This window comes from Cupriavidus ulmosensis (assembly GCF_977008105.1).
Map to the genome: position 1 here is coordinate 2,563,851 of NZ_CDRMWP010000001.1, position 24,073 is coordinate 2,587,923.

General features: G+C 67.7%; 23 protein-coding genes and 1 pseudogene. 14 read left to right on the plus strand and 10 right to left on the minus strand.

The genetic code is table 11. The features are described from left to right. The first annotated feature begins 231 nt into the window (after window positions 1-231). Entirely contained in the window at window positions 232-2,178 is a 1,947-nt protein-coding gene (locus tag ACWTPI_RS11705; protein WP_454731730.1) for an SUMF1/EgtB/PvdO family nonheme iron enzyme, read from the plus strand. Between the two features lie 13 nt (window positions 2,179-2,191). Here the strand turns inward: ACWTPI_RS11705 and ACWTPI_RS11710 are convergent, their stop codons facing one another. Further along, window positions 2,192-4,261 (minus strand): serine/threonine-protein kinase, encoded by a 2,070-nt coding sequence (locus tag ACWTPI_RS11710; RefSeq protein ID WP_454731731.1) that lies wholly within the window; start codon window positions 4,259-4,261, stop codon window positions 2,192-2,194. Window positions 4,262-4,729: 468 nt separating this feature from the next. On the opposite strand from ACWTPI_RS11710, the gene ACWTPI_RS11715 reads away from it, so the two are divergent. The 4 genes from ACWTPI_RS11715 to ACWTPI_RS11730 all read left to right on the plus strand — a co-directional run bounded on the left by ACWTPI_RS11715 (window position 4,730) and on the right by ACWTPI_RS11730 (window position 5,972). After that, window positions 4,730-4,990, plus strand: coding sequence for a hypothetical protein (locus tag ACWTPI_RS11715; protein WP_059413392.1), 261 nt, complete (start codon window positions 4,730-4,732; stop codon window positions 4,988-4,990). Window positions 4,991-5,041: 51 nt separating this feature from the next. Next, window positions 5,042-5,308 (plus strand): hypothetical protein, encoded by a 267-nt coding sequence (locus ACWTPI_RS11720; RefSeq protein ID WP_454731732.1) that lies wholly within the window; start codon window positions 5,042-5,044, stop codon window positions 5,306-5,308. Between the two features lie 77 nt (window positions 5,309-5,385). Continuing rightward, a complete protein-coding gene (locus tag ACWTPI_RS11725) occupies window positions 5,386-5,649 on the plus strand; it encodes a hypothetical protein (protein ID WP_020205905.1) in 264 nt (87 codons plus the stop codon). Window positions 5,650-5,681: 32 nt separating this feature from the next. Further along, window positions 5,682-5,972 carry a hypothetical protein gene (locus ACWTPI_RS11730; protein WP_020205906.1) on the plus strand — a complete coding sequence of 97 codons (291 nt, stop codon included), beginning with the start codon at window positions 5,682-5,684 and terminating at the stop codon, window positions 5,970-5,972. A gap of 94 nt (window positions 5,973-6,066) precedes the next feature. Here ACWTPI_RS11730 and ACWTPI_RS11735 read toward each other — a convergent pair whose 3' ends face one another. Further along, a complete protein-coding gene (locus ACWTPI_RS11735; protein ID WP_454731733.1) occupies window positions 6,067-6,627 on the minus strand; it encodes an NADPH-dependent FMN reductase in 561 nt (186 codons plus the stop codon). A 139-nt stretch (window positions 6,628-6,766) separates the two neighbouring features. Continuing rightward, complete coding sequence (locus ACWTPI_RS11740) at window positions 6,767-7,846, minus strand: enoyl-CoA hydratase/isomerase family protein (RefSeq protein WP_059413390.1); 1,080 nt, start codon at window positions 7,844-7,846, stop codon at window positions 6,767-6,769. A gap of 143 nt (window positions 7,847-7,989) precedes the next feature. Here ACWTPI_RS11740 and ACWTPI_RS11745 point away from each other — a divergent pair, with 143 nt between their 5' ends. Then, window positions 7,990-8,853, plus strand: coding sequence for a sterol desaturase family protein (locus ACWTPI_RS11745; protein ID WP_454731734.1), 864 nt, complete (start codon window positions 7,990-7,992; stop codon window positions 8,851-8,853). 81 nt (window positions 8,854-8,934) lie between these two features. Here the strand turns inward: ACWTPI_RS11745 and typA are convergent, their stop codons facing one another. Then, on the minus strand, window positions 8,935-10,755 hold the full coding sequence (gene typA / locus ACWTPI_RS11750) for a translational GTPase TypA (RefSeq protein ID WP_020205910.1): 1,821 nt from the start codon (window positions 10,753-10,755) through the stop codon (window positions 8,935-8,937). Window positions 10,756-11,017: 262 nt separating this feature from the next. Here typA and ACWTPI_RS11755 point away from each other — a divergent pair, with 262 nt between their 5' ends. The 5 genes and pseudogenes from ACWTPI_RS11755 to ACWTPI_RS11775 all read left to right on the plus strand — a co-directional run. After that, window positions 11,018-11,515, plus strand: a complete 498-nt coding sequence (locus tag ACWTPI_RS11755) for a MarR family winged helix-turn-helix transcriptional regulator (protein WP_020205911.1) — start codon at window positions 11,018-11,020, stop codon at window positions 11,513-11,515. 86 nt (window positions 11,516-11,601) lie between these two features. Next, window positions 11,602-13,116 carry an AdeC/AdeK/OprM family multidrug efflux complex outer membrane factor gene (locus tag ACWTPI_RS11760; protein WP_454731735.1) on the plus strand — a complete coding sequence of 505 codons (1,515 nt, stop codon included), beginning with the start codon at window positions 11,602-11,604 and terminating at the stop codon, window positions 13,114-13,116. Window positions 13,117-13,190: 74 nt separating this feature from the next. Next, window positions 13,191-14,444 (plus strand): HlyD family secretion protein, encoded by a 1,254-nt coding sequence (locus ACWTPI_RS11765; protein ID WP_454731736.1) that lies wholly within the window; start codon window positions 13,191-13,193, stop codon window positions 14,442-14,444. A 2-nt stretch (window positions 14,445-14,446) separates the two neighbouring features. Continuing rightward, window positions 14,447-16,051: a DHA2 family efflux MFS transporter permease subunit gene (locus tag ACWTPI_RS11770; RefSeq protein WP_029044225.1), complete on the plus strand. Its 1,605-nt coding sequence runs from the start codon at window positions 14,447-14,449 to the stop codon at window positions 16,049-16,051. A gap of 54 nt (window positions 16,052-16,105) precedes the next feature. Next, window positions 16,106-16,180, plus strand: a pseudogene (locus tag ACWTPI_RS11775) (3-ketoacyl-ACP reductase); the annotation flags it as partial. A gap of 111 nt (window positions 16,181-16,291) precedes the next feature. On the opposite strand, the gene ACWTPI_RS11780 reads toward ACWTPI_RS11775, so the two are convergent. Both ACWTPI_RS11780 and ACWTPI_RS11785 read right to left on the minus strand, forming a co-directional pair. Then, window positions 16,292-16,630, minus strand: coding sequence for an aldo/keto reductase (locus ACWTPI_RS11780; RefSeq protein WP_454731737.1), 339 nt, complete (start codon window positions 16,628-16,630; stop codon window positions 16,292-16,294). Window positions 16,631-16,810: 180 nt separating this feature from the next. Continuing rightward, a complete protein-coding gene (locus ACWTPI_RS11785) occupies window positions 16,811-17,821 on the minus strand; it encodes a zinc-dependent alcohol dehydrogenase family protein (protein ID WP_454731738.1) in 1,011 nt (336 codons plus the stop codon). An 85-nt stretch (window positions 17,822-17,906) separates the two neighbouring features. Between ACWTPI_RS11785 and ACWTPI_RS11790 the strand changes: the two genes are divergently transcribed. Next, a complete protein-coding gene (locus ACWTPI_RS11790) occupies window positions 17,907-18,875 on the plus strand; it encodes a LysR family transcriptional regulator (protein WP_454731739.1) in 969 nt (322 codons plus the stop codon). A 224-nt stretch (window positions 18,876-19,099) separates the two neighbouring features. Here the strand turns inward: ACWTPI_RS11790 and ACWTPI_RS11795 are convergent, their stop codons facing one another. After that, window positions 19,100-19,966 (minus strand): LysR family transcriptional regulator, encoded by an 867-nt coding sequence (locus ACWTPI_RS11795; protein ID WP_081651552.1) that lies wholly within the window; start codon window positions 19,964-19,966, stop codon window positions 19,100-19,102. Window positions 19,967-20,031: 65 nt separating this feature from the next. Between ACWTPI_RS11795 and ACWTPI_RS11800 the strand changes: the two genes are divergently transcribed. Continuing rightward, entirely contained in the window at window positions 20,032-20,883 is an 852-nt protein-coding gene (locus ACWTPI_RS11800) for a ketopantoate reductase family protein (protein WP_454731740.1), read from the plus strand. A 185-nt stretch (window positions 20,884-21,068) separates the two neighbouring features. On the opposite strand, the gene ACWTPI_RS11805 is transcribed toward ACWTPI_RS11800, so the two are convergent. After that, complete coding sequence (locus tag ACWTPI_RS11805; protein WP_020205920.1) at window positions 21,069-21,638, minus strand: TetR/AcrR family transcriptional regulator; 570 nt, start codon at window positions 21,636-21,638, stop codon at window positions 21,069-21,071. A 77-nt stretch (window positions 21,639-21,715) separates the two neighbouring features. Here ACWTPI_RS11805 and ACWTPI_RS11810 point away from each other — a divergent pair, with 77 nt between their 5' ends. Then, window positions 21,716-22,465: an SDR family NAD(P)-dependent oxidoreductase gene (locus ACWTPI_RS11810; RefSeq protein ID WP_059413383.1), complete on the plus strand. Its 750-nt coding sequence runs from the start codon at window positions 21,716-21,718 to the stop codon at window positions 22,463-22,465. Window positions 22,466-22,656: 191 nt separating this feature from the next. Here the strand turns inward: ACWTPI_RS11810 and truB are convergent, their stop codons facing one another. Next, a complete protein-coding gene (gene truB / locus ACWTPI_RS11815) occupies window positions 22,657-23,604 on the minus strand; it encodes a tRNA pseudouridine(55) synthase TruB (RefSeq protein WP_454731741.1) in 948 nt (315 codons plus the stop codon). Between the two features lie 98 nt (window positions 23,605-23,702). Then, entirely contained in the window at window positions 23,703-24,071 is a 369-nt protein-coding gene (gene rbfA, locus ACWTPI_RS11820) for a 30S ribosome-binding factor RbfA (protein WP_020205923.1), read from the minus strand. Window positions 24,072-24,073 lie beyond the last annotated feature (2 nt).

The window sequence follows — 24,073 nt, forward strand, 5'->3', positions numbered from 1 at the left end:
GCTCGCGGCGCCACCCGGCGCTGCAAAGCACCTCCGGATTCACAATCGCTGTGCTATGGTGGATTGAGCCGGCCGGTGCCGCCCGCGCTGCATGCTGCCGTTGCGCCCGCAGCGCGGCCCCGCCGTACCGGCCGGGCATCATCGCGTTTCGCGCGGCACGGCCGGTACAACTGGCACAGCCGGCGCGCGGCGCGGCGATGACCTTCCGCGCGGTACGAACAAGGCCTGCATATGTGGCGAACCCTCCTTGTCGTGTGCCTGGTCGGCCTGGCCGCGGTCGTGCGCGCCGAAGCCGCGACCACGCAGATTCCCGGCGAGCCGGCGCGCGTGGCGCTGGTGATCGGCAACGCCGCCTATGCCGGCGCCCCGCTGCCGAACGCGCGCGGCGACGCGCGCGCGATGCGCGACACGCTGGCCGCGCTCGGCTTCGACGTCATGCTGCGCGAGGACCTCGACCACGCGGGCATGGCGCGCGCGCTGGCCGAGTTCCGCGGGCGGCTCGCGGGCGGCGGCGTGGGCCTGTTCTATTTCGCCGGGCACGGCCTCGCGGCCGGTGCCACGCCGGTGCTGCTGCCGGTCGATGCCGACGGTCGCGCGCCGCACCGCCTGCTGACGGCGGGCACGGCGCTGGACGCGGTGCTGGCCAGCATGCCGGCGGCGCGGCCCGGCGCGCGCAATGTGCTGATCCTCGACACCTGCCTGGACGATCCCTATCGTGGCGCCGCCGTCACGCCGCCCGCCGCGCCCGCAGGCACCGTGATCGCCTATGCCGCCGCGCCGGGCGCCACCGCCAGCGACGGCGCGCGGCATGGCGTCTTCACCGCGGCGCTGCTGCGCACGCTGGCCGCGCCCGGCGCCGACGCCGAGTCCGCGCTGCGCGAGGCCGGCCGCATCGTCGGCGCGCGGACCGCACACGCCCAGCAGCCGTGGGTATCGTCGGCGCTGACGGCGCCGTTGCCGCTCGGCGCGGCAACGCACGCAACCACCGGCGCGACAGCCGGCCTTGCCGCGGCCGGCGCCGCCGAGCCGGCACGGATCTCGCCGGCGCTGTACGCGCAGCGCGGCATCCTGCCCAAGGACAGCGACGAGCAATACGAGCTGACCTTCTGGGAATCGATCAAGAACAGCAATTTCGCCAGCGACTACGAGGCCTACCTGAAGGCCTATCCCAACGGCCGCTTCGCGCCGCTGGCGCGCGCGCGCATCGAGCGCCTGCGCGCCAGCGCGCCGAAGACCGATGCGGGGACTGCCGCCGAGCGGCCGCGCGCCGCGCCGGCGCCGTCCACCGCGCAGGGTACCGTCGCGCCGCCGCCGGCACGCGCGCAGAGCGGCAAGGTGCAGCCCGCGCCCGCCGCCGGCACATCCGCATCCGCATCCGCGCCCTCGTCCGCGTCCTCTGCGTCGTCCGCGTCAATCAGGCAGCGCGAAGTGGCCAGCGGCGCCGTCACGGTCGACGTCAAGCCCGGCGAGCTCAAGGACTGCCCGGCCTGCCCGGTGCTGCACAGCGTGCCGGCGGGCGCCTTCACGATGGGCAGCAACGGCGGCGACCCGACCGAGAAGCCGCCCCATCACGTGGCCATCGGCCAGCCGTTCGCGATCGGCAAGTACGAGGTCACGGTCGAGCAATGGAATGCCTGCGCCGACGGCGGCGGCTGCCCGCGCATCGCCACCGTGGCCGGCGCGGCGCGCAACGCGCCCATGCGCGACGTCAGCTGGGACGATGCCCAGCAGTACGCGGCGTGGCTGAGCAAGGCCAGCGGCAAGCGCTACCGCCTGCCCACCGAGGCCGAATGGGAATACGCGGCGCGCGGCGGCACCGCCACGCTCTACTGGTGGGGCGACCAGATGCGCAAGGGCACCGCCAACTGCAAGGACTGCGGCGAGCCCTGGAGCGCCGACGCGCCGGCCAACGCCGGCTCCTTCGCCGCCAACGGCTTCGGCCTGCACGACGTGAACGGCAGCGTGTGGGAATGGGTGGCCGACTGCTGGCACGTCTCCTACAAGGGCGCGCCGGCCGACGGACGGGCCTGGGACGAGCCGGGCTGCAGCGTGCGCGTGATCCGCGGCGGCTCGTGGCAGGAGGGCGCCAGCTACATGCTGTCCTCCACCCGCTTCAAGTACAGCGCCAGCGTGCGCCAGTCGCAGAACGGCTTCCGCGTCGCGCGCGACCTGAAGTAGCCGCCGCGCGCGCTCAGCGCGCGTGCGTGGAAATCTGGGCCATGTCGGCGCCGATATGGTCCTCGCCGTACTTCGCGGCCATCGGCCCGAGCTGGCGGTCGAGCGCGCGCAGGTAGTCCTGCCGCGGCTCCGCCTCGGGCCGCAGCGCGTCGAACAGCGGCGCCGGCGTGGCGAGCAACACGATCAGCTCCGTGCCGAACGGCCTGCCCACCACCCAGTCGCCCATGCTGCCCACGCTCGCGCTGTAGCCGGCCGGCGCCTGGTTGGCGCGCGAGCGGCTGCTCGGCACCATGTGCACGACGCGGCCGTCGGCCATGTAGTAGTCCACGTAGACGTAGGTGTCGAACGGCGGCGTGGTGATGTCCACCACCAGCGGCGTGCCTTCGCCGAGCTGCCCGTTGCGCGCGCGCGCGCGGATGGTGGCGAGCGCGTCGCCGGCGCGGCGCCCGGACCAGTACGGCGACACCAGCCGCGCCACGTCGCATTTGTCGTCGCCGAGCGGCTGCACGTCGAGGTTCACCGCCTGCACGCCGGGCACCGCGCCGAGGTCTTCCTGCAGCCGCCTGGTGCCGACGCGCTCGGCCACGAAACCGCGCACCTGCAGCGCGTGCTCGCCGCGCGCCGAGGCGGCCAGCAGCGAGCACGGCTGGCGCGCCAGCACCGCCGCCACCGCCTGCATCGACATGGCCCGCGGCGCCGGGGCCTGCGCTGGCGCCGCGGGCGCGCCGGCGGCGGCCTGCTCAGGCGGCGGCCGGGTATCGGCGCCGCGCATGCGCCACGCGAAGTAGCCGAGGCCGCCGGCCACCAGCACGCCGGCGAGCGCCGCCGCGCCGACGCGCGCCAGCGGCGGCATGCCGCCGCGCGCGGCGCCGAGGTCCGCCAGGAAGCGCGCCACGGTGGGCGTGCGCGTGGCGCGGTCGAACGACAGCGCGGCGCGCAGCGCGCGCCACTGGCCGCGCGTGAGCAGTTTTGGCCGCTGCAGCTTGAGGCCGCCGCTGCGCGCCTGATTGGCCGAGAGCCGCTCGTAGGGATGGCGCCCGGTGAGCAGTTCGTAGGTCACGCAGGCCAGCGCGTAGATGTCGTCGCGCGGGTCCGGCTCGCGGTGCTCGAACATCTCGGGGCTGGCATAGGCCGGCGTCATGCCGCCGAGCGTGCCGGGGTCGAACACGGTGGGATCGGCGTCGTCGGCCGGCTGCTGGAACACGCGCGCGATGCCGAAGTCGATCACCTTCACTTCGCCGGCATCGGTGATGAAGACGTTGGCGGGCTTGAAGTCGCAGTGGACAAAACCGCGCTCGTGCGCGTAGGACAGCGCGCGCGCCATGCCGGTGATGATGGGCAGCGCCTTGGCGTAGGGCATGCCGGTGAAGTCCGGCGCGCGCAGGATGCGGTTGAGCGACTTGCCCTGCAGGTACTCCATCGTCAGGTAGACCACCGAGCCGTCGCGGTCGAAGTCGTAGACGGTGACGATGTTCCGGTGCGCCAGCGTCTGCGCCTTGCGCGCTTCGCGCTGCAGCGCGATCAGCGATTTGGGGTGGCCGCGGAACTGTACGTTGAGGACCTTGATGGCGATGTAGGGCCGGCGGTCGGAGGCTTCCAGCTTGCGCAGGTCGAGCGCCTTGTAGACCGTGCCCATGCCACCCACGCCGAGGCACTCCTCCAGCACGAAGCGGCCGTTGAGCGTATCGCCCACGCCCTTGGCCGGCTCGCCCGCGGGCAGCGCCTGGCCCGCGCCCTCGGCGGACGCCGGGGACGATGAAGGAGATGAAGGAGACGAAGGAGACGAAGGAGACGACGCGGGCGAGGACGACATGAAAGGCGCGCCCGCCGGCCCGGTCTCCATGCGGGTTTCTTCGCCGCCTTCCTCGAACTGCGTGGCGCCGCGGCGCTCGATGCGGCGCAGCACTTCCTCGTAGACGCCGGGCGGCAGCGGCACGCGCGTGTTTTCCTCGCTGAGCATGTCCGCCAACTGCCGCGCGCTGGCGTGGTCCGCGGCCAGGGTGCGGTCGATGCGGGCAAACAGCTCTTCGTGCGAAAGACCACCGCTCTGGAAGGTTCGTATCAGATCCGGAATGCTAGCCATCGGTGCAGCCGCGACGTGGTAGCGCGAAGTCGCGCATTGAGCGCCTACCCGCCGTCCGCCGGCGAGTACCTGCCCACGATGGATACTAGTGCGCACTCATGCCAATCGCAAACCTCGCGTGCATCGCCTGGGCGACGCACGGGCGATGCAGAGGCGGCACAAGCGCCGCGCGTCGCGCGCGGGCGTGGCGAGGTGTCGCGCGCCAACGAACACATGGCGCCGCGGTGTTGGCCGCGACCCGCCAGCCGCCGGGGCCATCGCATCGCGCGGCCCCGCGCCCGATGTGCGGCGCAGAACCGCAAACCCGCATGCCGCCTGGCTTTGCGGGCAATCCGCGTCGGCCCGGCCCGCCTTGGCACACTCCATGCGTTTGTACCTCCCGAGCGCAGCAACGATGCTCAACACCAAACGAACCGAAGTCCCAATCACCAACGGCCCAACCAGCCAACCGCTCTCAGGAGAACCACCATGCAAACCACCCTCGTCATCAAGGACCTGTCCGTCACCGAACAACTCGACGCCCGCGCCATGCGCGCCGTGCGCGGCGGCTTCGTCCCCTTCCTGCCCGTGTTCAGCGCGGTCAAGGTCGACTCCACCTTCAACGCCTCGCAGCTGATCGGCCAGACCCAGAACGTGGTCAACATGAACGGCAACAACGCCGCCTTCGTCGATGGCATCCGCTCGCACGTCGACAGCACCCAGAACGCCACCAACAACATCTACCGCTAAGCCAGTCCCGGCCCACGCGCACGCACTCTCACCGAACCCAGGAGCACTGCCATGACTACCACCCTCGCCATCAAGGACCTGTCCGTCACCGAACAACTCGATGCCCGCGCCATGCGCGCGGTGCGCGGCGGCACGGTCTTCCTGCCCGTCCTGCCCGTGTTCAGCGCGGTCAAGATCGACTCCACCTTCAACGCCTCGCAGCTGATCGGCCAGACCCAGAACGTGGTCAACATGAACGGCAACAACACCGCCTTCGCCGACGGCATCCGCTCGCACGTCGACAGCACCCAGAACGCCACCAACAACATCTACCGCTGAACGGCGCCGCGCGGCGGGCCGGGGACACGCCCCGCCGCCGCGCCACCGGACACCACCACCATCAAGGAGCAAACATCATGTCATCCATCATCGTGCGCGACCTCGCGCTGACCCAGGATCTCGACGGCAAGTCCCTGGCCAGGGTGCGCGGCGGCGCCAACAACTGGCTGCAAGGACTGGGCCCGGTGGCCAACGTCAATGTCAACGTCAGCCAGAACATCGCCCAGTTGCAGAGCATCAACGTCAACACGCTCAACAACGTCGGCGTGATCGGCTCCGGCCTCGGACTGGCGATCAACGTCAATCCGGCGCAATGGGCGGCCACGCACGCCGCGGTCTGAGCGGCACACCAGCGGTCCCGGAGCATAGGCCCGTGACCTATACTGACCAGGGCGGCGCCGCGGCCACGCGGCCGCCCGTCAGGCGCATGCAGGAGGAAGTCATGGCCGTTATCGTCATCAAGGATTTGCCGGACAGCGTGGATCTCGACAGGGAAGCCATGACGGCGATCACCGGCGGCGCGAGGACCGGCGCCCGCCATGCATGGCCGTTGCGCAGGGCCGTCGCGGGCCTGCGCATCATCAGCTATCCGGAGGGCTTTCCAGGCCAGCCGCCGGCAGGCACGCGCGAGCGGCCGGCCGGGGACCTCAAGCGCGGGAAATAGAACCACAAGCACCACGACACGCGCGCGGCAGCGATAACCTGCCCTCCCGCCCGCTGCCCTTGCGACAGCGGGCGTCAACGTTTGCGCGCGATGCTCAGCGCGGCGCGTTGCGCTCGATCCAGCCGGCGAAGGTGTTCAGGTACTTGTCGAGAAAACCGCGCGTGGACTCGCTGGCGATGCCACCGTGCTCGTCGAACAGCTTGTCGACGCCGCTGAGATAGGCCTCGGGCTGCTGCAGCACCGGGATGTTGAGGAACACCAGCGACTGGCGCAGGTGGTGGTTGGCGCCGAAGCCGCCGATCGCGCCCGGCGATGCGCTGATCACGCCACCCGGCTTGCCGTCCCACGCGCTCTGCCCGTAGGGGCGCGAGCCCACGTCGATGGCGTTCTTGAGCGCGGCCGGCACCGAGCGGTTGTACTCGGGCGTCACGAACAGCACCGCGTCGGCGCGGCGGATGCGGTCGCGGAACGCGACCCACGGCGCGGGCGGGCCGCCGTCTTCGTCCTGGTTGTACAGCGGCAGCTGGCCGATCTCCACGATCTCCAGCTTGAGGCCGGCGGGAGCCCGCGCGGCCAGCGCAAGCGCGAGCTTGCGGTTGAAGGATTCCTTGCGCAGGCTGCCTACCAGTACGGCTACGTCACGGGGATGGCTCATCGCGATTCCTTTCACGTTCACTGCAGGATGGATGTCGGAGTGATGCGGACCGGCGGCGGCCGGTCCAGCCGTCACTTTAATCCAATTGCGTGAAAGAAAACCGCAGGCACCGGGCGGGAACAGGCCCGCCCCATCCAGCCTACAGCGCCGCGAGCGGATGCTCGCCGTGCGCCCACGGGCTGTCGAAGAAGGCGCGCACGCGCTCGCGCGACACCTCGTCCAGGCGCGGCGGCTGCCACTTCGGCGCGTGGTCCTTGTCGACCGCCAGCGCGCGGATGCCTTCCACGCCGTCGCCGTGGCGGAACACGTAGTACATCATGTCGAGCTCCATGCGCAGCTCGTCCTCGAGCGTCATGGTGCGCGCGCGGCGGATCTGCTCGAGCGTGACGTTGAGCATCAGCGGCGAGCGCCCGCGCAGCATGGCGGCGGTCTGCGCCGCCCAGTCGGTGCCGGCGTCGCTGACCGCGGCCACGATGTCGGTCACGGTGGCGCCGGCGAACAGGCGGTCGATGTCGTCCCGCAGCGCGGCCAGCTGGCTTTGCGCGGGCACGCAGGCGCCGCGGTGCGCGGCGGTGGCGGCGTCGATGCAGGCCAGCACCGCGTCGCCGTCGGCGAACGCGCGCGAGCGCAGCGTGTCGACCAGTTCGGCCATCGCGTTGCCGGGCAGGTAGGCGTCGGCCAGGCCGGCGTGCAGCGCGTCGGCGGCATGGATCACGGCGCCGGTCAGGCCCAGGTACTCGCCCAGGCGGCCCGGCGTGCGCGACAGGAACCAGCCGCCGCCCACGTCGGGGAACAGGCCGATATTGGTTTCCGGCATGGCCATCCTGGTGCGGTCCGTCACCAGGCGGCGGCGCGCGCCCTGCGAGATGCCCATGCCGCCGCCCATTACCACGCCGTCCATCAGCGCGATGTAGGGCTTGGCGTAGCGGTGGATCAGGTGGTTGAGCGCATATTCCTCGACGAAGAACTGGTCGAGCGTGGCGAGGTCGCCGGCCAGCGCGGCCTGGTGGAAGAAGCGGATGTCGCCGCCCGCGCAGAAGGCCTTGCCGCCGGCGCCGGCGACCACCACGGCCGCGACTTCGGGCGCCGCGGCCCAGTCGTTGAGCGTCTCGGTGATGGCGCGAATCATCTCGAGCGAGAGCGCGTTGAGCGCCTGCGGGCGGTTCAGCGTGAGGTAGCCGATACCGCCGTGGATCTCGCTGGTGACCAGGTCTGTCATTGTCTCTTTCTCCTCGGAAGCAGCCCTCGACTTTACACCAGCGGGACCGCGCGGCGGGCACCGCGGCGGCATGGCGCGGGCCGGCGCGCGTCTAGAGGGCGGCCTCCAGGCATGAACGCCGGAAACCGGCAACACTTGGCGCCATGACACAGTCGACCCTCGATCCCGGCCTGATCCTGCTGGCGTTCGCGCCGGTGTTCCTGCTCACCATCGGCGCGGAGGCGTGGTACTGGGCGCGCCGCGACCCGGGCGTGTACAGCCTGCGCGATTCGGCCTCGAACGCCGCGCTGGCGCTGATGCACCAGGCCTCGGACGCCTTCTTCCTGTGGCTGATGGTGCGCACCGCCTACGACTGGTGCTACCGGCACGGCTGGCAGGCGGTGCCGCAGGCGTGGTGGTCGTTCCTGCTCCTGCTGCTGTTGCAGGACTTCCTCTATTACTGGTTCCACCGCGCCAGCCACCGCGTGCGCTGGCTGTGGGCCTCGCACGTCACGCACCATTCGTCGGAGGGCATGAATTTCTCGACGGCGTTCCGCCAGAGCCTGACCTATCCGCTCTCGGGCATGTGGCTGTTCTGGATCCCGCTGGCGCTGGCCGGCTTCACGCCGGACTGGGTGATCCTCGCGGTCGGCCTGAACCTGGCGTTCCAGTTCTTCGTGCATACGCGCCTGGGCAGGCGCTGGCGCCGCGTGGAATGGCTGTTCAACACGCCTTCGGTCCACCGCGTGCACCACGCCCGCAACCCGCGCTACATCGACCGCAACTACGCCGGCGTGCTGACCGTGTGGGACCGCCTGTTCGGCTCGTTCGTGCCGGAGCAGGAGGCGCCCGAGTACGGCATCACGCGCCGCATCGACAGCCACAACCCGCTCACCCTCACCTTTCACGAATGGCGCGACATGTTCGCCGACGCGTGGCGCCACCGCGACCCGCGCCACCTGTGGATGCCGCCGGAATGGCGCAGCCCGCGCGCGGCGCCGGCGGCGGAGCGGATGCCGGACGCCTGACGGCGCCGCCGTGGCCCGGACGACAAAAAACCGCGCACGGGGCGCGGTTTTTCGTTGCTGCCGGACTGCGGCGAAAGACGCTTACGCGTTTTCGCGCGAAGCGCGCTTGCGCTCGTGTTCCTTCAGGTGGCGCTTGCGCAGGCGGATGCTCTTCGGCGTGATTTCCACCAGTTCGTCGTCGGCGATGAATTCCACCGCGTATTCGAGCGACATCTGGATCGGCGGCACCAGGCGCACGGCTTCGTCGGTGCCCGAGGCGCGCACGTTGGTGAGCTGCTTGCCCTTGATCGGGTTGACCACGAGATCGTTGTCGCGGCTGTGGATGCCGATGATCATGCCTTCGTACAGCGCATCGCCCGGCTTGACGAACATGCGGCCGCGGTCCTGCAGCTTCCACAGCGCGTAGGCCACGGCGTCGCCGTCGTCCTGCGAGATCAGCACGCCGTTGTGGCGCTCACCCAGGCCGCCTTCGCGCAGCGGCGCGTAGTCGTCGAAGATGTGGCTGATCAGGCCGGTGCCGCGCGTCATGGTCAGGAACTCGCCCTGGAAGCCGATCAGGCCACGTGCCGGGACGCGGTATTCCAGGCGGGTGCGGCCCTTGCCGTCGGACGCCATGTCGAGCAGTTCGCCCTTGCGGCGGCCCAGCTCTTCCATCACGCCGCCCTGGTGGCCGTCTTCGACGTCCACGGTCAGCAGCTCGAACGGCTCGTGCTTGACGCCGTCGATTTCCTTGAACACCACGCGCGGGCGCGACACGGCCAGCTCGTAGCCTTCGCGGCGCATGTTTTCCAGCAGGATGGTCAGGTGCAGCTCGCCGCGGCCCGACACTTCGAAGATGGTGTCGTCGCCGGTCTCGGCCACGCGCAGCGCCACGTTCGACTTCAGTTCGCGGTCCAGGCGCTCGCGCAGCTGGCGGCTGGTCACGAACTTGCCTTCGCGGCCGGCCAGCGGCGAGGTGTTGACGCAGAAGTTCATCGTCAGCGTGGGCTCGTCCACCTTGAGCATCGGCAGCGCGTCCTGGGCGTCCGGCGCGCACACGGTGCAGCCGATGCCCAGCTCCTCGATGCCGTTGATCAGCACGATGTCGCCGGCTTCGGCTTCGGGCACGATCTCGCGCTCGAGGCCCTGGAACTTCAGCACCTGGTTGATGCGGCCCTTGATCGGATTGCCTTCGGGGCCGAACTTGACCACCACGTCCTGCAGCGGGCGCGCGCGGCCGCGCGAAATGCGGCCGACGCCGATCTTGCCGACGTAGCTGGAGTAGTCCAGCGAGATGATCTGCAGTTGCAGCGGGCCGTCGGGGTTGTCGTCGCGCACCGGCACCTTGGCCAGCACGGTCTCGAACAGCGGCTTCATGTCGCCTTCGCGCACGTCGTCGGTCAGGCCGGCGTAGCCGTTCAGGCCGGAGGCGTAGATCACCGGGAAGTCGAGCTGCTCGTCGGTGGCGCCGAGCTTGTCGAACAGGTCGAAGGTCTGGTTGATCACCCATTCCGGACGCGCGCCGGGGCGGTCCACCTTGTTGATCACCACGATCGGCTTCAGGCCCAGCGCCAGCGCCTTGCGCGTGACGAAGCGGGTCTGCGGCATCGGGCCTTCGACGGCGTCGACCAGCAGCAGCACGCCGTCGACCATCGACAGCACGCGCTCCACTTCACCGCCGAAGTCGGCGTGGCCCGGGGTATCGACGATGTTGATGTGGGTACCGTTGTATTCGACAGCGCAATTCTTCGCCAGGATGGTGATCCCGCGTTCCTTTTCGATGTCGTTCGAATCCATCACGCGCTCTACCACTTGCTGGTTGTCGCGGAAGGTCCCTGCCTGGCGCAGGAGTTGGTCGACCAGAGTGGTCTTGCCATGATCGACGTGGGCGATGATGGCGATATTGCGGATGGCGCGGGTCATTGCAGCGTCTCGCTTGTGGGGCTGAGCATCAAAAGATAACCCGACATTATAGCATGTTGCGGCGCAAAACCCGAAGCGCGACCGGAAGCATGGCGACGGGCCGGGAACGGGTGGCCGGCGCGATCGCCTTGCCGATCACAATTGTTCAATTATTGCGCATATCGCAATAGCAAGTTGCCGTCCTTGCGGATCTTCATTCGTGAACATATAGTTGCCACGGCAAACATTGCAGCGACAAGCACCTGACAAGCACCTGACAGACATGCCCGAGCAGCCCTCGCCCCAGCCGCACGACCCGTCCGCCTTCGACGACACCCATCCTTTCGACCCGGCCCAGTACCGCATGGGCGAAAGCGTGGGCTACCTGATGGCGCGCGCCAAGAACCTGCTGTCGCACGAGGTGGAGCTGGAGGTCAACGACCTGGACATCACCCATGCCCAGGCTACCTGCCTGATGATGCTGGCCGCGGGGCGCGGCAACACCGTGACCGACCTGGGCCGCGAGCTCAATACCGACATGGGCTCGGTCACGCGCCTGCTCGGCCGCATGGAAAAGCGCGGCCTGATCGAGCGCCAGCGCAGCGACGCGGACCGCCGCGTGGTGGACGTGTCGATCACCGCCGCCGGCCGCACGCTGCTCGAGGCGCTGCCGCGCATCTACTGCCGCGTGCTGAACCGGCATTTCCGCGGCTTCTCCGAGGCCGAGCTGCAGACGTTCCGCTCGATGCTGCACCGGATCATCGGCAACAACAGCGGATAGGCGCGACACCGGCCGGCAAGCCGGATCGATTGACGTTCTTCACCGATGACAAAAGCAACATTGACGCTCTCGCGCAGGGCACCGAGATGAACCAAGCTCCCAATTCCCAATCCGCACTGTCGCCGCGCGCCGGCGCGGCCGGCCGCCGTGCCGCCACGCTGGCGCTGAGCGCGCTGGCGGCCGCGGTGCTGGCCGGCTGCGCCGCCTTCGGCAACTCGCACAGCACGCAGACGGTGACCGACCCGGCCGCCCTGGCCAGCGCCAGGACCCTGCCCGGCGAGCATGGCCAGTGGCCCTCGCTCGACTGGGTCGACCAGTTCAACGACCCGCAGCTGCGCCGCCTCGTCGACGAGGCGGTCAAGGACAGCCCCGACCTGCAGGCCGCGTTCGCGCGCGTGGAAGCCTCGCGCGCGATGGCCGACATCACGCGCAGCGCGCTCTACCCGAGCGTGGACTTCGAGGGCAGCCTGGTGCGCCAGCGCTTTTCCTCGACCGACCTGTTCGCGGGCACGCCGCTGGCCGGCTCCTGGCAGAACCAGTCGCGCCTGCAGGCCGGCCTGTCGTACGACTTCGACTTCTGGGGCAAGAACCGCGCCGCGCTCGAGGCCGCGCTGTCCGACGACCGCGCGATGGAGGCCGAGAGCCAGGCCTCGCGCCTGATCCTGACCACCGCCGTGGCGCGCACCTACGCCCGCCTGGCCGCGCTGTACGCGCAGCGCGACGTGGCCGAGCGCGCCATCGCCCAGCGCCGCGACCTGACCCAGTTGTCCAGCGACCGCCTGCGCGCGGGGCTCGACACGCAGGTGGAAACCACCCAGGCGCGCGGCACCGTGGCTTCGGCGCAGACCGACCTGCTGCGCGTGGACGAAGACATCCTGCTGGCGCGCAACCAGATCGCCGCGCTGCTGGGCAAGGGGCCGGACCGCGGCCAGGAAATCCAGCGCCCGACCGTGCTCGCGCACGACACGCCGCAGTTGCCCGACAACCTCACCATCGAGCTGCTCGGCCGCCGCCCCGACCTGGTGGCCGCGCGCTGGCGCGTGGAGGCTTCCGGCAAGGACATCGCGGTGGCCAAGGCCGAGTTCCTGCCCGCGATCAGCCTGACGGCCTTCGCCGGCGTGGCCTCGCTGGACACCTCCAACCTGCTGATGGGCATCAGCCGCACGTTCGGCGTCGGCCCGGCCGTGACCCTGCCGATCTTCGAGGGCGGCAAGCTGCGCGCCAACCTGCGCGGCAAGTACGCACAGTACGACCTCGCCGTGGCCAACTACAACCAGGCACTGGTCGACGCCTTGCGCGAGACCGCCGACACCGTGACCAGCATCCGCAGCGTGGACACGCAGATCACCGCGCAGCGCGAGGCGCTGGCGCTGGCCGAGCGCGCCTACTCGCTCGCCACCATCCGCTACAAGGCCGGCCTCGGCACGCAGCTCACGGTGCTCAATGCCGAGAGCAACGTGCTGCAGCAGCGCCGCCTCGCCACCGACCTGCAGGCCCGCCGGCTGGACCTGCAGATGGGCCTGATGAAGGCGCTCGGCGGCGGCTACCAGGAACCGGCCGGCGGCGTGGCGGGGGAAAAGCCCGGCGGCGCGCAGGGCTGAGAGCGCCACGCACCAACGAGGCGGACGGCCGCGGCCGCCGCACAGCACCGAGACAGCATTCTTAAGACACCATCATGAGCGACAACAAGCAAGCGTCCCAGACCGCCGCCGCGCCCGCGCCCGCGGCCTCCGCCAACAACAACGGCAAGCGCAAGCGCCTGCTGCTTTCCCTGACCGCCGCGGTGGTGGTGGCGGGCGTGGCCTACGGCATCTACTGGGGCCTGTACGCGCGCCACTTCGAGAACACCGACGACGCCTACGTCGCCGGCAACGTGGTGCAGGTCACGCCGCTGGTCAGCGGCACCGTGATCTCGATCGCGGCCGACGACACCCAGCTGGTCACGGCCGGCCAGCCGCTGATCCAGCTCGACCGCGCCGACTCGCAGGTCAACCTGGAACAGGCCGAGGCGCAGCTCGCGCAGGCCGTGCGCGAAGTGCGCACGCTCTACGTCAACAACGGCTCGCTGGCCGCCAACGTGGCGATGCGCGAGGCCGACGTGGCCCGGGCGCGCGAAGACCTCCGGCGCCGCCAGGCCATCGCCGGCTCCGGCGCGGTCTCGGGCGAGGAAATCTCGCACGCGCAGACCGCGCTGCAGGCGGCGCTGTCGGCGCTCTCCTCCACGCGCGAGCAGCTCGCCTCCAACAAGGTGCTGACCGACCAGACTACGGTGGAGAAGCATCCCAACGTGCAGCGCGCCGCCGCCAACCTGCGCTCGGCCTATCTCGCCTTCGCGCGCTCCACGCTGCCGGCGCCGGTGACCGGCTACGTGGCCAAGCGCTCGGTGCAGGTCGGCCAGCGCGTGGCGCCGGGCACGCCGCTGATGGCAGTGGTGCCGCTGGAGCAGGTGTGGGTCGACGCCAACTTCAAGGAAGTGCAGATCACGCATATGCGCGTGGGCCAGCCGGTCCGGCTCGAAGCCGACGTGTACGGCTCCAAGGTGGCCTACGCCGGCAAGGTGGAAGGGTTCTCGGCCGGCACCGGCTCGGCCTTCTCGCTGCTGCCGGCGCAGAACGCCACCGGCAACTGGATCAAGGTGGTGCAGCGCCTGCCGGTGCGCATCGCGCTGGACCCGCGGCAGCTCAAGGACCATCCGCTGCGCGTGGGGCTGTCGATGAACGTGACGGTCGACGTGCGCAAGGAGGAAGGCGCCTCGATGACCCAGACCACGGCATCGCGCCCGATGCAGACCGACGTCTATGACAAGGTCGCGCAGGACGCCGACGCGCTGATCGCCCGCATCATCTCGCTGAACAACGGCGGGCGCCAGGCTGCCGAGCCGATGGCGGCGCCGGTCGCGGCACCGGCGGCGAAACCGGCCAACACCTGAACATGGCGACCTCCCTTCCCGCGCGCGACGGCGCCGCGCCCGCCCCGCGCGCGCCGGCACCCCGCTCCGCCCTGCCGGTGCCGCTGAGCGGCGGCAAGCTGGTGGTCGGCACCATCGCGCTGTCGCTGGCCACGTTCATGAACGTGCTGGACTCGTCCATCGCCAACGTGTCGATCCCGGCCATCTCGGGCGACCTGGGCGTGGCGCCCAACCAGGGCACCTGGGTGATCACCTCGTTCGCGGTGGCCAACGCCATCTCGGTGCCGCTCACCGGCTGGATGACCACCCGCTTCGGCGCGGTGCGGCTGTTCGTCACCTCGATCCTGCTGTTCGTGCTGTCGTCGTGGCTGTGCGGCGTGGCGCCCAACCTGGAGGTGCTGCTGGCCGCGCGCGTGCTGCAGGGCGCGGTGGCCGGGCCGATGATCCCGCTGTCGCAGGCGCTGCTGCTGTCGAGCTACCCGCCGCAGAAAAGCACGATGGCGCTGGCGCTGTGGGGCATGACCACGCTGGTGGCGCCCATCATGGGCCCGCTGCTGGGCGGCTGGATCTCGGACAACATGACGTGGCCTTGGATCTTCTACATCAACATCCCGGTCGGGCTCGGCGCGGCCTATGCCACCTGGGCGATCTACCGCGAGCGCGAGACGCCCACCCGGATCCTGCCGATCGACCGCATCGGGCTGGCGCTGCTGGTGATCTGGGTCGGCTCGATGCAGCTGATGCTCGACAAGGGCAAGGAGCTGGACTGGTTCCACTCCACCGCGATCGTGGTGCTGGCCGTGGTGGCGGTGGTCGGGTTCCTGTTCTTCGTGGTGTGGGAGAACTACGAGAAGCACCCCGTGGTGGACATCCACCTGTTCCGGGGGCGCAACTTCAGCGCCGGCGTGGTGGCCATCTCGGTGGCCTACGGGCTGTTCTTCGGCAACCTGGTGATCCTGCCGCTGTGGCTGCAGACCATCGTCGGCTACACCGCGACCGACGCCGGCATCGTGATGGCGCCGGTGGGCATCTTCGCCATCCTGCTGTCGCCGCTGATCGGCAAGAACCTGCCGCGAATGGACGCGCGCTGGGTCGCCACGCTGGCCTTCGTCACCTTCGGCGTGGTCAGCCTGATGCGCTCGGGCTTCACGCTGCAGGTGGACAGCCGCACGCTGATGATCCCCACGCTGATCCAGGGCGCGGCGATGGCGATGTTCTTCATCCCGCTGACCTCGATCATCCTGTCGGGCCAGCCGCCGGAGAAGATGCCGTCGGCCTCGGGCGTGTCGAACTTCGTGCGGATCACCTTCGGCGCGATCGGCGCCTCGATCTCGACCACCGTGTGGGACAACCGCTCGGCGCTGCATCACGCGCAGCTGGTGGAGCAGGTCAACCCGTTCAACCCGGTCTATGTCGACCAGATCAACCACCTGATGCAGATGGGCATGACGCGCGCGCAGGCCGACGGCTTCATCGAGCGCGGCATCTCGCAGCAGGCGGCCATGCTCGGCGCCAACGACATCTTCTGGATCTCGGGGGTGCTGTTCTTCGTGCTGATCGTCTTCGTCTGGCTGACCAAGCCGAAGAAAGGCGGCGACATGGATGCGTCGGCGGCCGGGGCGCATTAGCGTCGTTCCAAGAAGGTCCTGGCGCCGTTGCGCGGCACGGCAAATGCCAGTTTCCTCTCGCGCGAACCGCGAGGCCGAAACATCACGATCAATGCCGTGGCGCCCGGCCCCACCGCGACCGAGTTGTTCTCAGTGGCCGCGCCGGCGGCAAGGCCAGTCACGACCATTCGTCGAGACATTGATACGTCTTCATTCATAGCGTTTCCCGGTAGTTTGCCGGCCGTGGTCGGCCGTGATTGATCATCTGGTGCCGGCATCCCGCGACGCCTTCCGTCCTTCTTCGTCTAGAGCGAGGAAATCTTCATCCGAAAACGCTATCGCCGCGGCGGCAACGTTTTGCGCTAGATGCGTGACCTTCGACGTACCCGGGATCGGCAGCATGTTCTGGCTTCGCTTCAAGAGCCAAGCAAGCGCAAGTTGCCCGGGTGTAGCGTGGTATCGCTGAGCCAGGTTATCGAGCAAGGAGCCTGGCTTGGCGAGATCACCTGCGGCCAGCGGGAACCAAGGAATAAAGCCGATACCGAGGGAGGAGCAGTAATCAAGCACTTGCTCGCTGAAATGTGCCGGACTGTTCGGCACCCAAGGACGAACTAGCCATCCTCTTACTCCTTATCTAAAATGTCTCCGCGGCGCTGATTGCGCGCTGCGGAGTATTCATTGGGGTCAAGGCAGCAGTTATATCTAGCTTTGGAATCAGGATTTCCATCTCGGCGCGCCGAATGCCGAGGCAACTTCTTAGCAACGGTCTGAGTCCAGAACTCACCAGTCGAAGCTGATCGCAATTTTTCCGAAGTGGCCGCCTTGCGCCATCAGCTCGTAAGCCTTCTTCAAGTCATCAAGGCCGAAAGTGCGGTCGATGACCGGCTCGATGCGATGCGCGGCCATCGCCGCCACCGCTCCCGCCAAGTCCGCCACCGAGCCGCCGTTGCTGCCTTGTACGCTCACCTCCCTGAAGATCACCGATAGCAAATCCAGCGGCGTGGCACCGCCGCCGAGGAAACCGATGGCGGCCACGGTGCCGCCGTGACGTGCAGCGGCCACGGATCGGTTGAAGCCTTCGCCGCCGACCGGGTCGATGACCAGATCGGCACCGACGCCACCCGTGCGTTCCAGAACGGAAGCATCCCAGTTGGCATCCTGGCGATAGTTGATGACCTCATCGGCGCCCAAGGCGCGAGCGCGGGCCAGCTTCTCGTCGGACGAGGAGGTGATGATGACTCGCGCCCCGCGTGCCTTGGCCAGTTGCAGCGCAAAGATCGACACCCCGCCCGTGCCCAGCAGCGCGACGGTGGATGCCGGGCCGATCTGCGCCGATTCCAGCGCACGCCATGCCGTCATCGCCGCGATGGGGAGCGTGCCTGCGGCTTCCCAGCTCAAATAGTCCGGCAGCTTGACGACGCCGGCCGCATCGAGTTCGGCGATTTCGACCAGCGAGCCGGGCAGCGTCGCACCACGCATCGGATTGGCCAGTTCCGCGCTAGGCCGGCCAGCGATCCAGTGCGCCTTGACGTGGATGGCGACGCGATCGCCAACGGCAACTTGCCAGACATCTTCACCGACAGCGATGACCTCCCCCGCACCGTCGGACAGGGGAATGTTGGGATACAAGGCGCCGGGGTAATGGCCGGAAGCCACGGCGAGATCGGCGAAGTTGACGCTGCCGGCCTTCATGCGAACAAGGATGCGTCCCTTGCCAGGTTGAGTGGGTTCGGGCAGCTCTGCCCGCCGGAATGCATCGAACGAAGGTGCGGTGATTTGAATGGATTGCACGAGTCTTTCTCCTAAAGGTATGTCACTTTAAATCGCGGCGTTTTTATGTAGAATACGGAGACGACGCATTTCATACCTGCGAAAAATGCAGCAATCTCTATTCTCCGATCTGAACGAGCTAGCGGCTTTCGTAGCTCTGGCCGATACAGGATCGTTCGCTGCAGCTGGCAGGCAGCTCGGACGGGATCCCACTGCGGTTTCTCGCCGCTTGAGTGCGATGGAAGCGCGCCTGGGTGTCCGGCTGGCCGAACGAAGCACGCGCAAGGTGGCTCTCACCGAGGCCGGTCGAACCTATCTCGACCGGATTCGGCCATTGCTGCACGACCTGCAGGCGGCCGGACGCGAAGCAGTCGCGTTCGCTGATGGCGAGGCGCGCGGCCATCTGCGCATCACCTTGCCGGGCAACTTCGGTCGCATGTGGTTGACACCGCTGATCGTGGAGTTCCTGCGTAAGCATCCGCGCGTCACCATCGAGGCGGACACCAGCAATCGCTTCGTTGACCTGATCGGGGAACGCTTCGACCTCGCCATTCGCTTGGGTGAGCTTCCCGACTCGCGCTTGGTCGCCCGCAAGGTTGCAGAGCGTCGTCGGATGATCTGCGCATCCCCGGATTTCATCGCCCGGCATCCGGCTATTCAGACGCCGCAAGACCTAGCCAACTATCCATGCCTCTGCTTCACCGGCCGACACGATCCCTACCGATGGAATTTCACCAAGCCCAGCGGGGGGACACTCGGCGTCACCGTGTCTGGCCCCCTGGCGTCGGATGACGCCGAACTGTTGATCGAAGCGGCTGTCAGCGGGCTAGGTATCCTGTACACGTCGGACTGGTATGCCTGCCGCGATCTGGCCGCGGGCAAGCTGGTCGAAGTCCTTCCCGATTGGGCACTGCTCGATCGCGGCGCCGTCTATGTGGTCACACCGGCAGCGGCCGGCACTCCGTCCAAGACTCGCGCCTTTTCCAACTGGATCACCGAAAAGCTGGCGGCTCCCCCCTGGGTTGTGCAACGAACGGCCACTTCCACTCAAACAGTGAAGCAGGCTAGCCGTTAAGGCACAACTCCACGCTGCCGTCCCATATCCCGCGACACACCGCCGCCGCGCACTGTCCAGGCCAGCGCAGCGAGGCCGATGGCGGCGAAGCCCGCCAGCACGATGCGAGCGCGCACGCTTTCGCACAACCTGCCGCGGCAAACTGGGGCGTAGCGCCACAAGCCTCGCCCATTGCGGCGGGGTGCCATCAAGATCTTGCCCGCGCTCGCGGGCGCTGATCCGAGTCAGCGATGCACACGCATGTATGCCTCGATTGATGCCACCGCAGCACGAACATGCGGTTGCTTTCGCAAATCGCGGTGATAAACGAGGTAGAAAGACTGGGACGGCCCATCCGTATCCGTTTCGACACGGATCAGGCCCGCGCTTCGTGGATCTTTTTCAAGGAATGCCGCAAGACCTACGCCGTAGCGAACGGCTTCTTCGATGGCATCCATTGAACTGGAGCGAAATGCAAATCGCGTCGCGCCCAGCGTCCGCATCCATTGCTCGTGCGGCAGCTCCTTCCATCGTTCATCAAGTCCGACGAATGAATGCGCCGCGGCCTCGCCCTTACTGAGCCGCCGCGTTGGAAGATGGCGTCGAACATAGTCCGCAGATGCGAACAGCGCGAACCGAAACGTCGCCAGGTGCTTTTCGACGAGCACATTGGAAGTGGAGCGCGCCAGACGAACGGCAATGTCCGCCTCACGCGCGGCCACATCCACCATCCGATTCTCTCCTACCAGCTCAAGATCAACGTCGGGGTACTCTTGGCAGAACGCGAGCAGCGATCGGGTCAGTGTTTGAGCCATTCCATCCGGCACACTGACCCGCAATGTCCCAGCAAGAACGGTTTGATCGCGGCGCAACGCATCCAGACCATGCTCAAGCCCTTCGGCTAGCTGCACCATGCGCAACGCCTCTGGTTTCAACTCAGTACCCGACTGGCTGCGGTACACCAATTGCCGTCCTACGGCGGCCTCCAGGGCATCCAGACGCCGCGCGGTCGTGGAGGTTGAAAGGCCAAGTGCTTTGCCTGCACCCAGCAAGCTCCTGGCCCGATGCACAGCCAGAAGAATGCGCAGATCATCCCAAGAAAGTTTTTCCATATATGGGAACCAGATTACCGTAATTTTCCGTATCCGGGAATTTCCGTCGCGCCTAAACTGATCCCATGAAAATCATTCTGATTGGAACTGGTCGAATCGGCAGCGCCGTCGCCTTCTGTCTCGCCAAGGCTGGTCACGACATCACCGTCGTGGCACGCGGCGCACGCTTCGACACGTTGAGCCGCGAGGGAGCCATTATTACCGTTGACGGGCAACGCATGCCGGTCAAGGTAGTGCAGACGCTAGATCCAGCCGCCCCCTACGATTTGGCTATCGTCACTGTTCCCGAACACCAAGTCGCGCCCCTATTGCCAGCGTTGTCGGCAAGCAGCGCGAGCACCATCCTTCTAATGTTCAATACGTTTCAAGGAACCGAACCCTATCGAGCAGCCATAGGCATCGAACGCTTCGCATTCGGGTTCCCGAAAATGTCGGCTTTTCTGGTGGACCAACGGCTGCGCTTTCGCGTGGATGGCCCCGGCATGGTGACAACGCTGACGAATCCGGCTCTCGCCACGTTGTTCAGGGAGGCGGGTATGCCAAGCGAAGTTGAAGACGATATGGATGCCTTCCTCCGAAGCCATGTCGCGTTCGTGGTGCCGTCATTCCTCGCCGCTCTGCTCACTTGGAAACGAGCTACTTCCCTCACATGGGCAGAGGCGAGACAGCTTGATGTTGCATGGGTGGAAGGGTTCGAACTGGTTCGAGGCCTGGGCCACGCACTGAAGCCTCGTCTGCTCGGGACGCTTGCAGGCCTGCCTTCGATCGCGCGTACGGGCCTGCTATGGATTCTGAGCCGTACGCGCCCCATCAAGGATCTCGGTGAGTTTGGCCCGACGGAAACGCGCGCGCTGATTGATGCGATGGCGGTAGCAGCCTCCGGAAATATCCCTCACTTATTGGCGCTTCGGCCTTAGCTTCCAAAGGGATATTTTTGGTTCGCAAGAGTCCATTGCGCGCGCTGCCGCCGCCTAGTCAAAGGTGGCGACGGGGCGATTTTTGGGCATTGAAACCGGGCGCGGCAGACTTGCTGCGCCCGGTTTCATGTTTGCGTGGTGCGTTTGATAGCGAAATCCGCGATTGTCAGCTCAATGTTGTCAGCTCAATGCATCCCGATGCCGTCAAGGAACATATCCACCAAGTGCGCGACTCGCGCTTTCCCGGCACGGCCTTGCTCGACGGCAAGGGAGATCGCCGTGACCATGCACAAGAGATCGTCAAGGGAAACATCCTTGCGAACAACTCCCGCTTTCTGCGCGCGCTGGAGCAGACGCAGTCCTTCTTCGCTCCCTGCGTGACAACCGGGAGTGCCACTCTGGAGTACCGCCCCCAGCGACGCCGCCAACCCGCGATAGTGGCTGGCGTGCATCACCAGTTCCCGGACGAAGGCGCGTATGGAGGCCTTCGGTTCGAGCGTGTCGTCCGCGGCCCGGCTCGCCGTAGCGAGCGACAGCAAGCGCTCATCGCTTAATGCAGCAAGCAGGGCCTCGCGCGTCGGAAAGCGGCGATAGAGTGTCCCGATGCCGACCTTGGCGCGCTTGGCGACATCGTCGAGCGAGGCATCGGCGCCACGTTCAAGAAACACCTCTTCCGCCGCTGCAAGGATGCGTTCCCTGTTGCGCGCAGCGTCGGCGCGCAGCGGCGCTTCGTCAGTTGCAGAATGCGCTTTCATCTTCGACCTCATTTACAAAGTGGATGATGCCTCCATATAATAAGTGGAGCAATACTCCACTTATAGATGAGGCATATATGAACAAGCGATTCGAGAACAAGGTTGTGGCGATCACCGGCGGCAGCGAGGGCATCGGCCTGGCGACTGCCAAGCTCTTTGCGGCCGAAGGCGCGCAGGTCTACGTCACCGGACGCAGACAGGATCGACTCGACGAAGCCGTGCGGGAAATCGGCAATGGCGCTATTGGCGTGCAGGGAGACGCCGCGAACCTCGCGGACCTTGATCGACTCTATGAGCGCATCCAACGCGAGCACGGCAAGCTGGATGTCGTTTTTGCCAACGCCGGCATCGCCGAGGGCGAGCCGCGACCGCTGGGCACGATCGCCGCAGAGGACTTCGACCGCCTCTTCGGCCTGAATGTGCGTGGCCTGCTTTTCACTGTGCAGAAGGCCTTGCCACTGCTGACTGCGGGCGGCGCAGTAATCCTCAACGGCTCGGTCGCCGGCAGCAAAGGCTTTCCCGACCAGTCGCTCTACAACGCGAGCAAGGCGGCGGTGCGTTCGTTCGCGCGAAGCTGGACGACCGACCTGAAGGAGCGTGGCATCCGCGTGAACGTGGTCTCGCCGGGCGGCACCGAAACACGCCTGATGCGCAGCTACCTCGACACGCGTCCGGGAGTCGAAGACATGCTGAAGCAGATCGTGCCGCTCGGCCGCCTGGGGCAGCCGGACGAAGTCGCGCGCGCCGTGCTCTTCCTGGCATCCGGCGAGAGCAGCTACATCGCGGGCGTCGAACTCTTCGTGGACGGTGGCTCACTCGCTGTTTGAGCCTCGCTTCGCCCGAGATTTCCAGCAAGGAGCGCAACGCCACGACCACGGCAGCAGGCGATTCCGGCACGTGACCAGGCAGCGCAACTTGCGATGGAAGAACAGCAGATCGCCCACTTTGTGGGAGAGGAGAGCAAACCGTTGATGACGGAATGAACTTGGTCAGCCAGTTCCCCGCGTTGCGGACCGGCTCAAAGCCTGACCAGCCGCTCCGGCCGCAGCGCCCCTTCGCGCATGCGCGCCACGCCCAGCAGGCGTTGCGGCTCGCCGCCATAGACGCGCGCGAGTTCGCCCTCGGCCAGCGCGGTGCCCGCCGGCAGGTCGCGCTGCGCGATGCGCTGGCCCTGCAGGAAGCGGCCCGCCGCGGCTTCGTCCAGCGTCACCGGCGCGCAGCGCTGCAGCAGCGCGTCGACCGGCGCCAGCATCGCGGGGCGCGCGGCGTCGTCATGGGCGTCGATCTGTTCCAGCGTGACCGCGCCGTCCAGGCTCAGGTCGCCCACGGCCGTGCGGCGCAGGCCGGTGAGGTGCGCGCCGCAGCCCAGCGCTTCGCCGATGTCCTCGGCCAGCGTGCGGATATAGGTGCCCTTGCTGCAGGTCACGCGCATGGTGAAGGTGGGCGCCTGCGGCAGGCCGCAGTCGAGCAGCGCGATCTCGTGGATGGTCACGCGACGCGCGGCGCGCTCCACGGTCTGGCCCGCGCGGGCGTATTCGTAGAGCGGCTTGCCGTCTTTCTTGAGCGCCGAGTGCATCGGCGGCACCTGCTCGATCTCGCCGGTGAAGCGCGCGATGGCCGCGCGCAGCGCGTCGGCGCCGCACGTCACCGCGCGCTCGGCGATCACCTCGCCTTCGGCGTCGCCGGTGGCGGTGCGGATGCCCAGGCGCACCACGGCCTCGTAGGTCTTGTCGGCTTCGAGCAGGTCCTGCGAGAACTTGGTGGCCTCGCCGAAGCACAGCGGCAGCAGGCCGGTGGCGAGCGGGTCGAGCGTGCCGGTGTGGCCGGCCTTGAGCGCGCGCAGCATGCGCTTGGCGCGCACCAGCGCGTCGTTGGACGACAGGCCGAGCGGCTTGTCGAGCAGCAGCACGCCGTGCACCTCGCGGCGCGGCTGCCGGGGCGGGCGATTGGTTTTCGGATCGGTCATGACGGGAGAGCGGGCGGAACGAACGAAGCGGATGAAGCGGATGAAGCGGACGACGCCGGCGCGGACGGAAAAACGGCCCGTTTCAACGGGCCGCCGGTTCAGTCTTCCTTCGCCCGCGTCGAATTGGCTTCGCTGATCAGCTTGGACATCTCGATGGCCTGCTCGACCGAGGTGTCGTGGTGGAAGTGCAGCGTCGGCACGGTGTGGATATGCAGTTGCTTGAACAGCAGCGAATGCAGGTAGCCGGCCTTTTCGTTGAGGATGCCTTCGGCCACCGCGGCATCGGCGCCCAGCACGGTGAAATACACCTTGGCGTGCGCGTAGTCGGGCGTCATCGTGACCGACTGCAGCGTGACGAGCCCCAGGCGGGGATCGCGCAGCTCGCGCTGGATCATCGCGGCCAGGTCACGCTGGATCTGGTCGGAAATCCGGAGATTGCGGGAGGAGATATTGCCTTTCTTGGCCATTC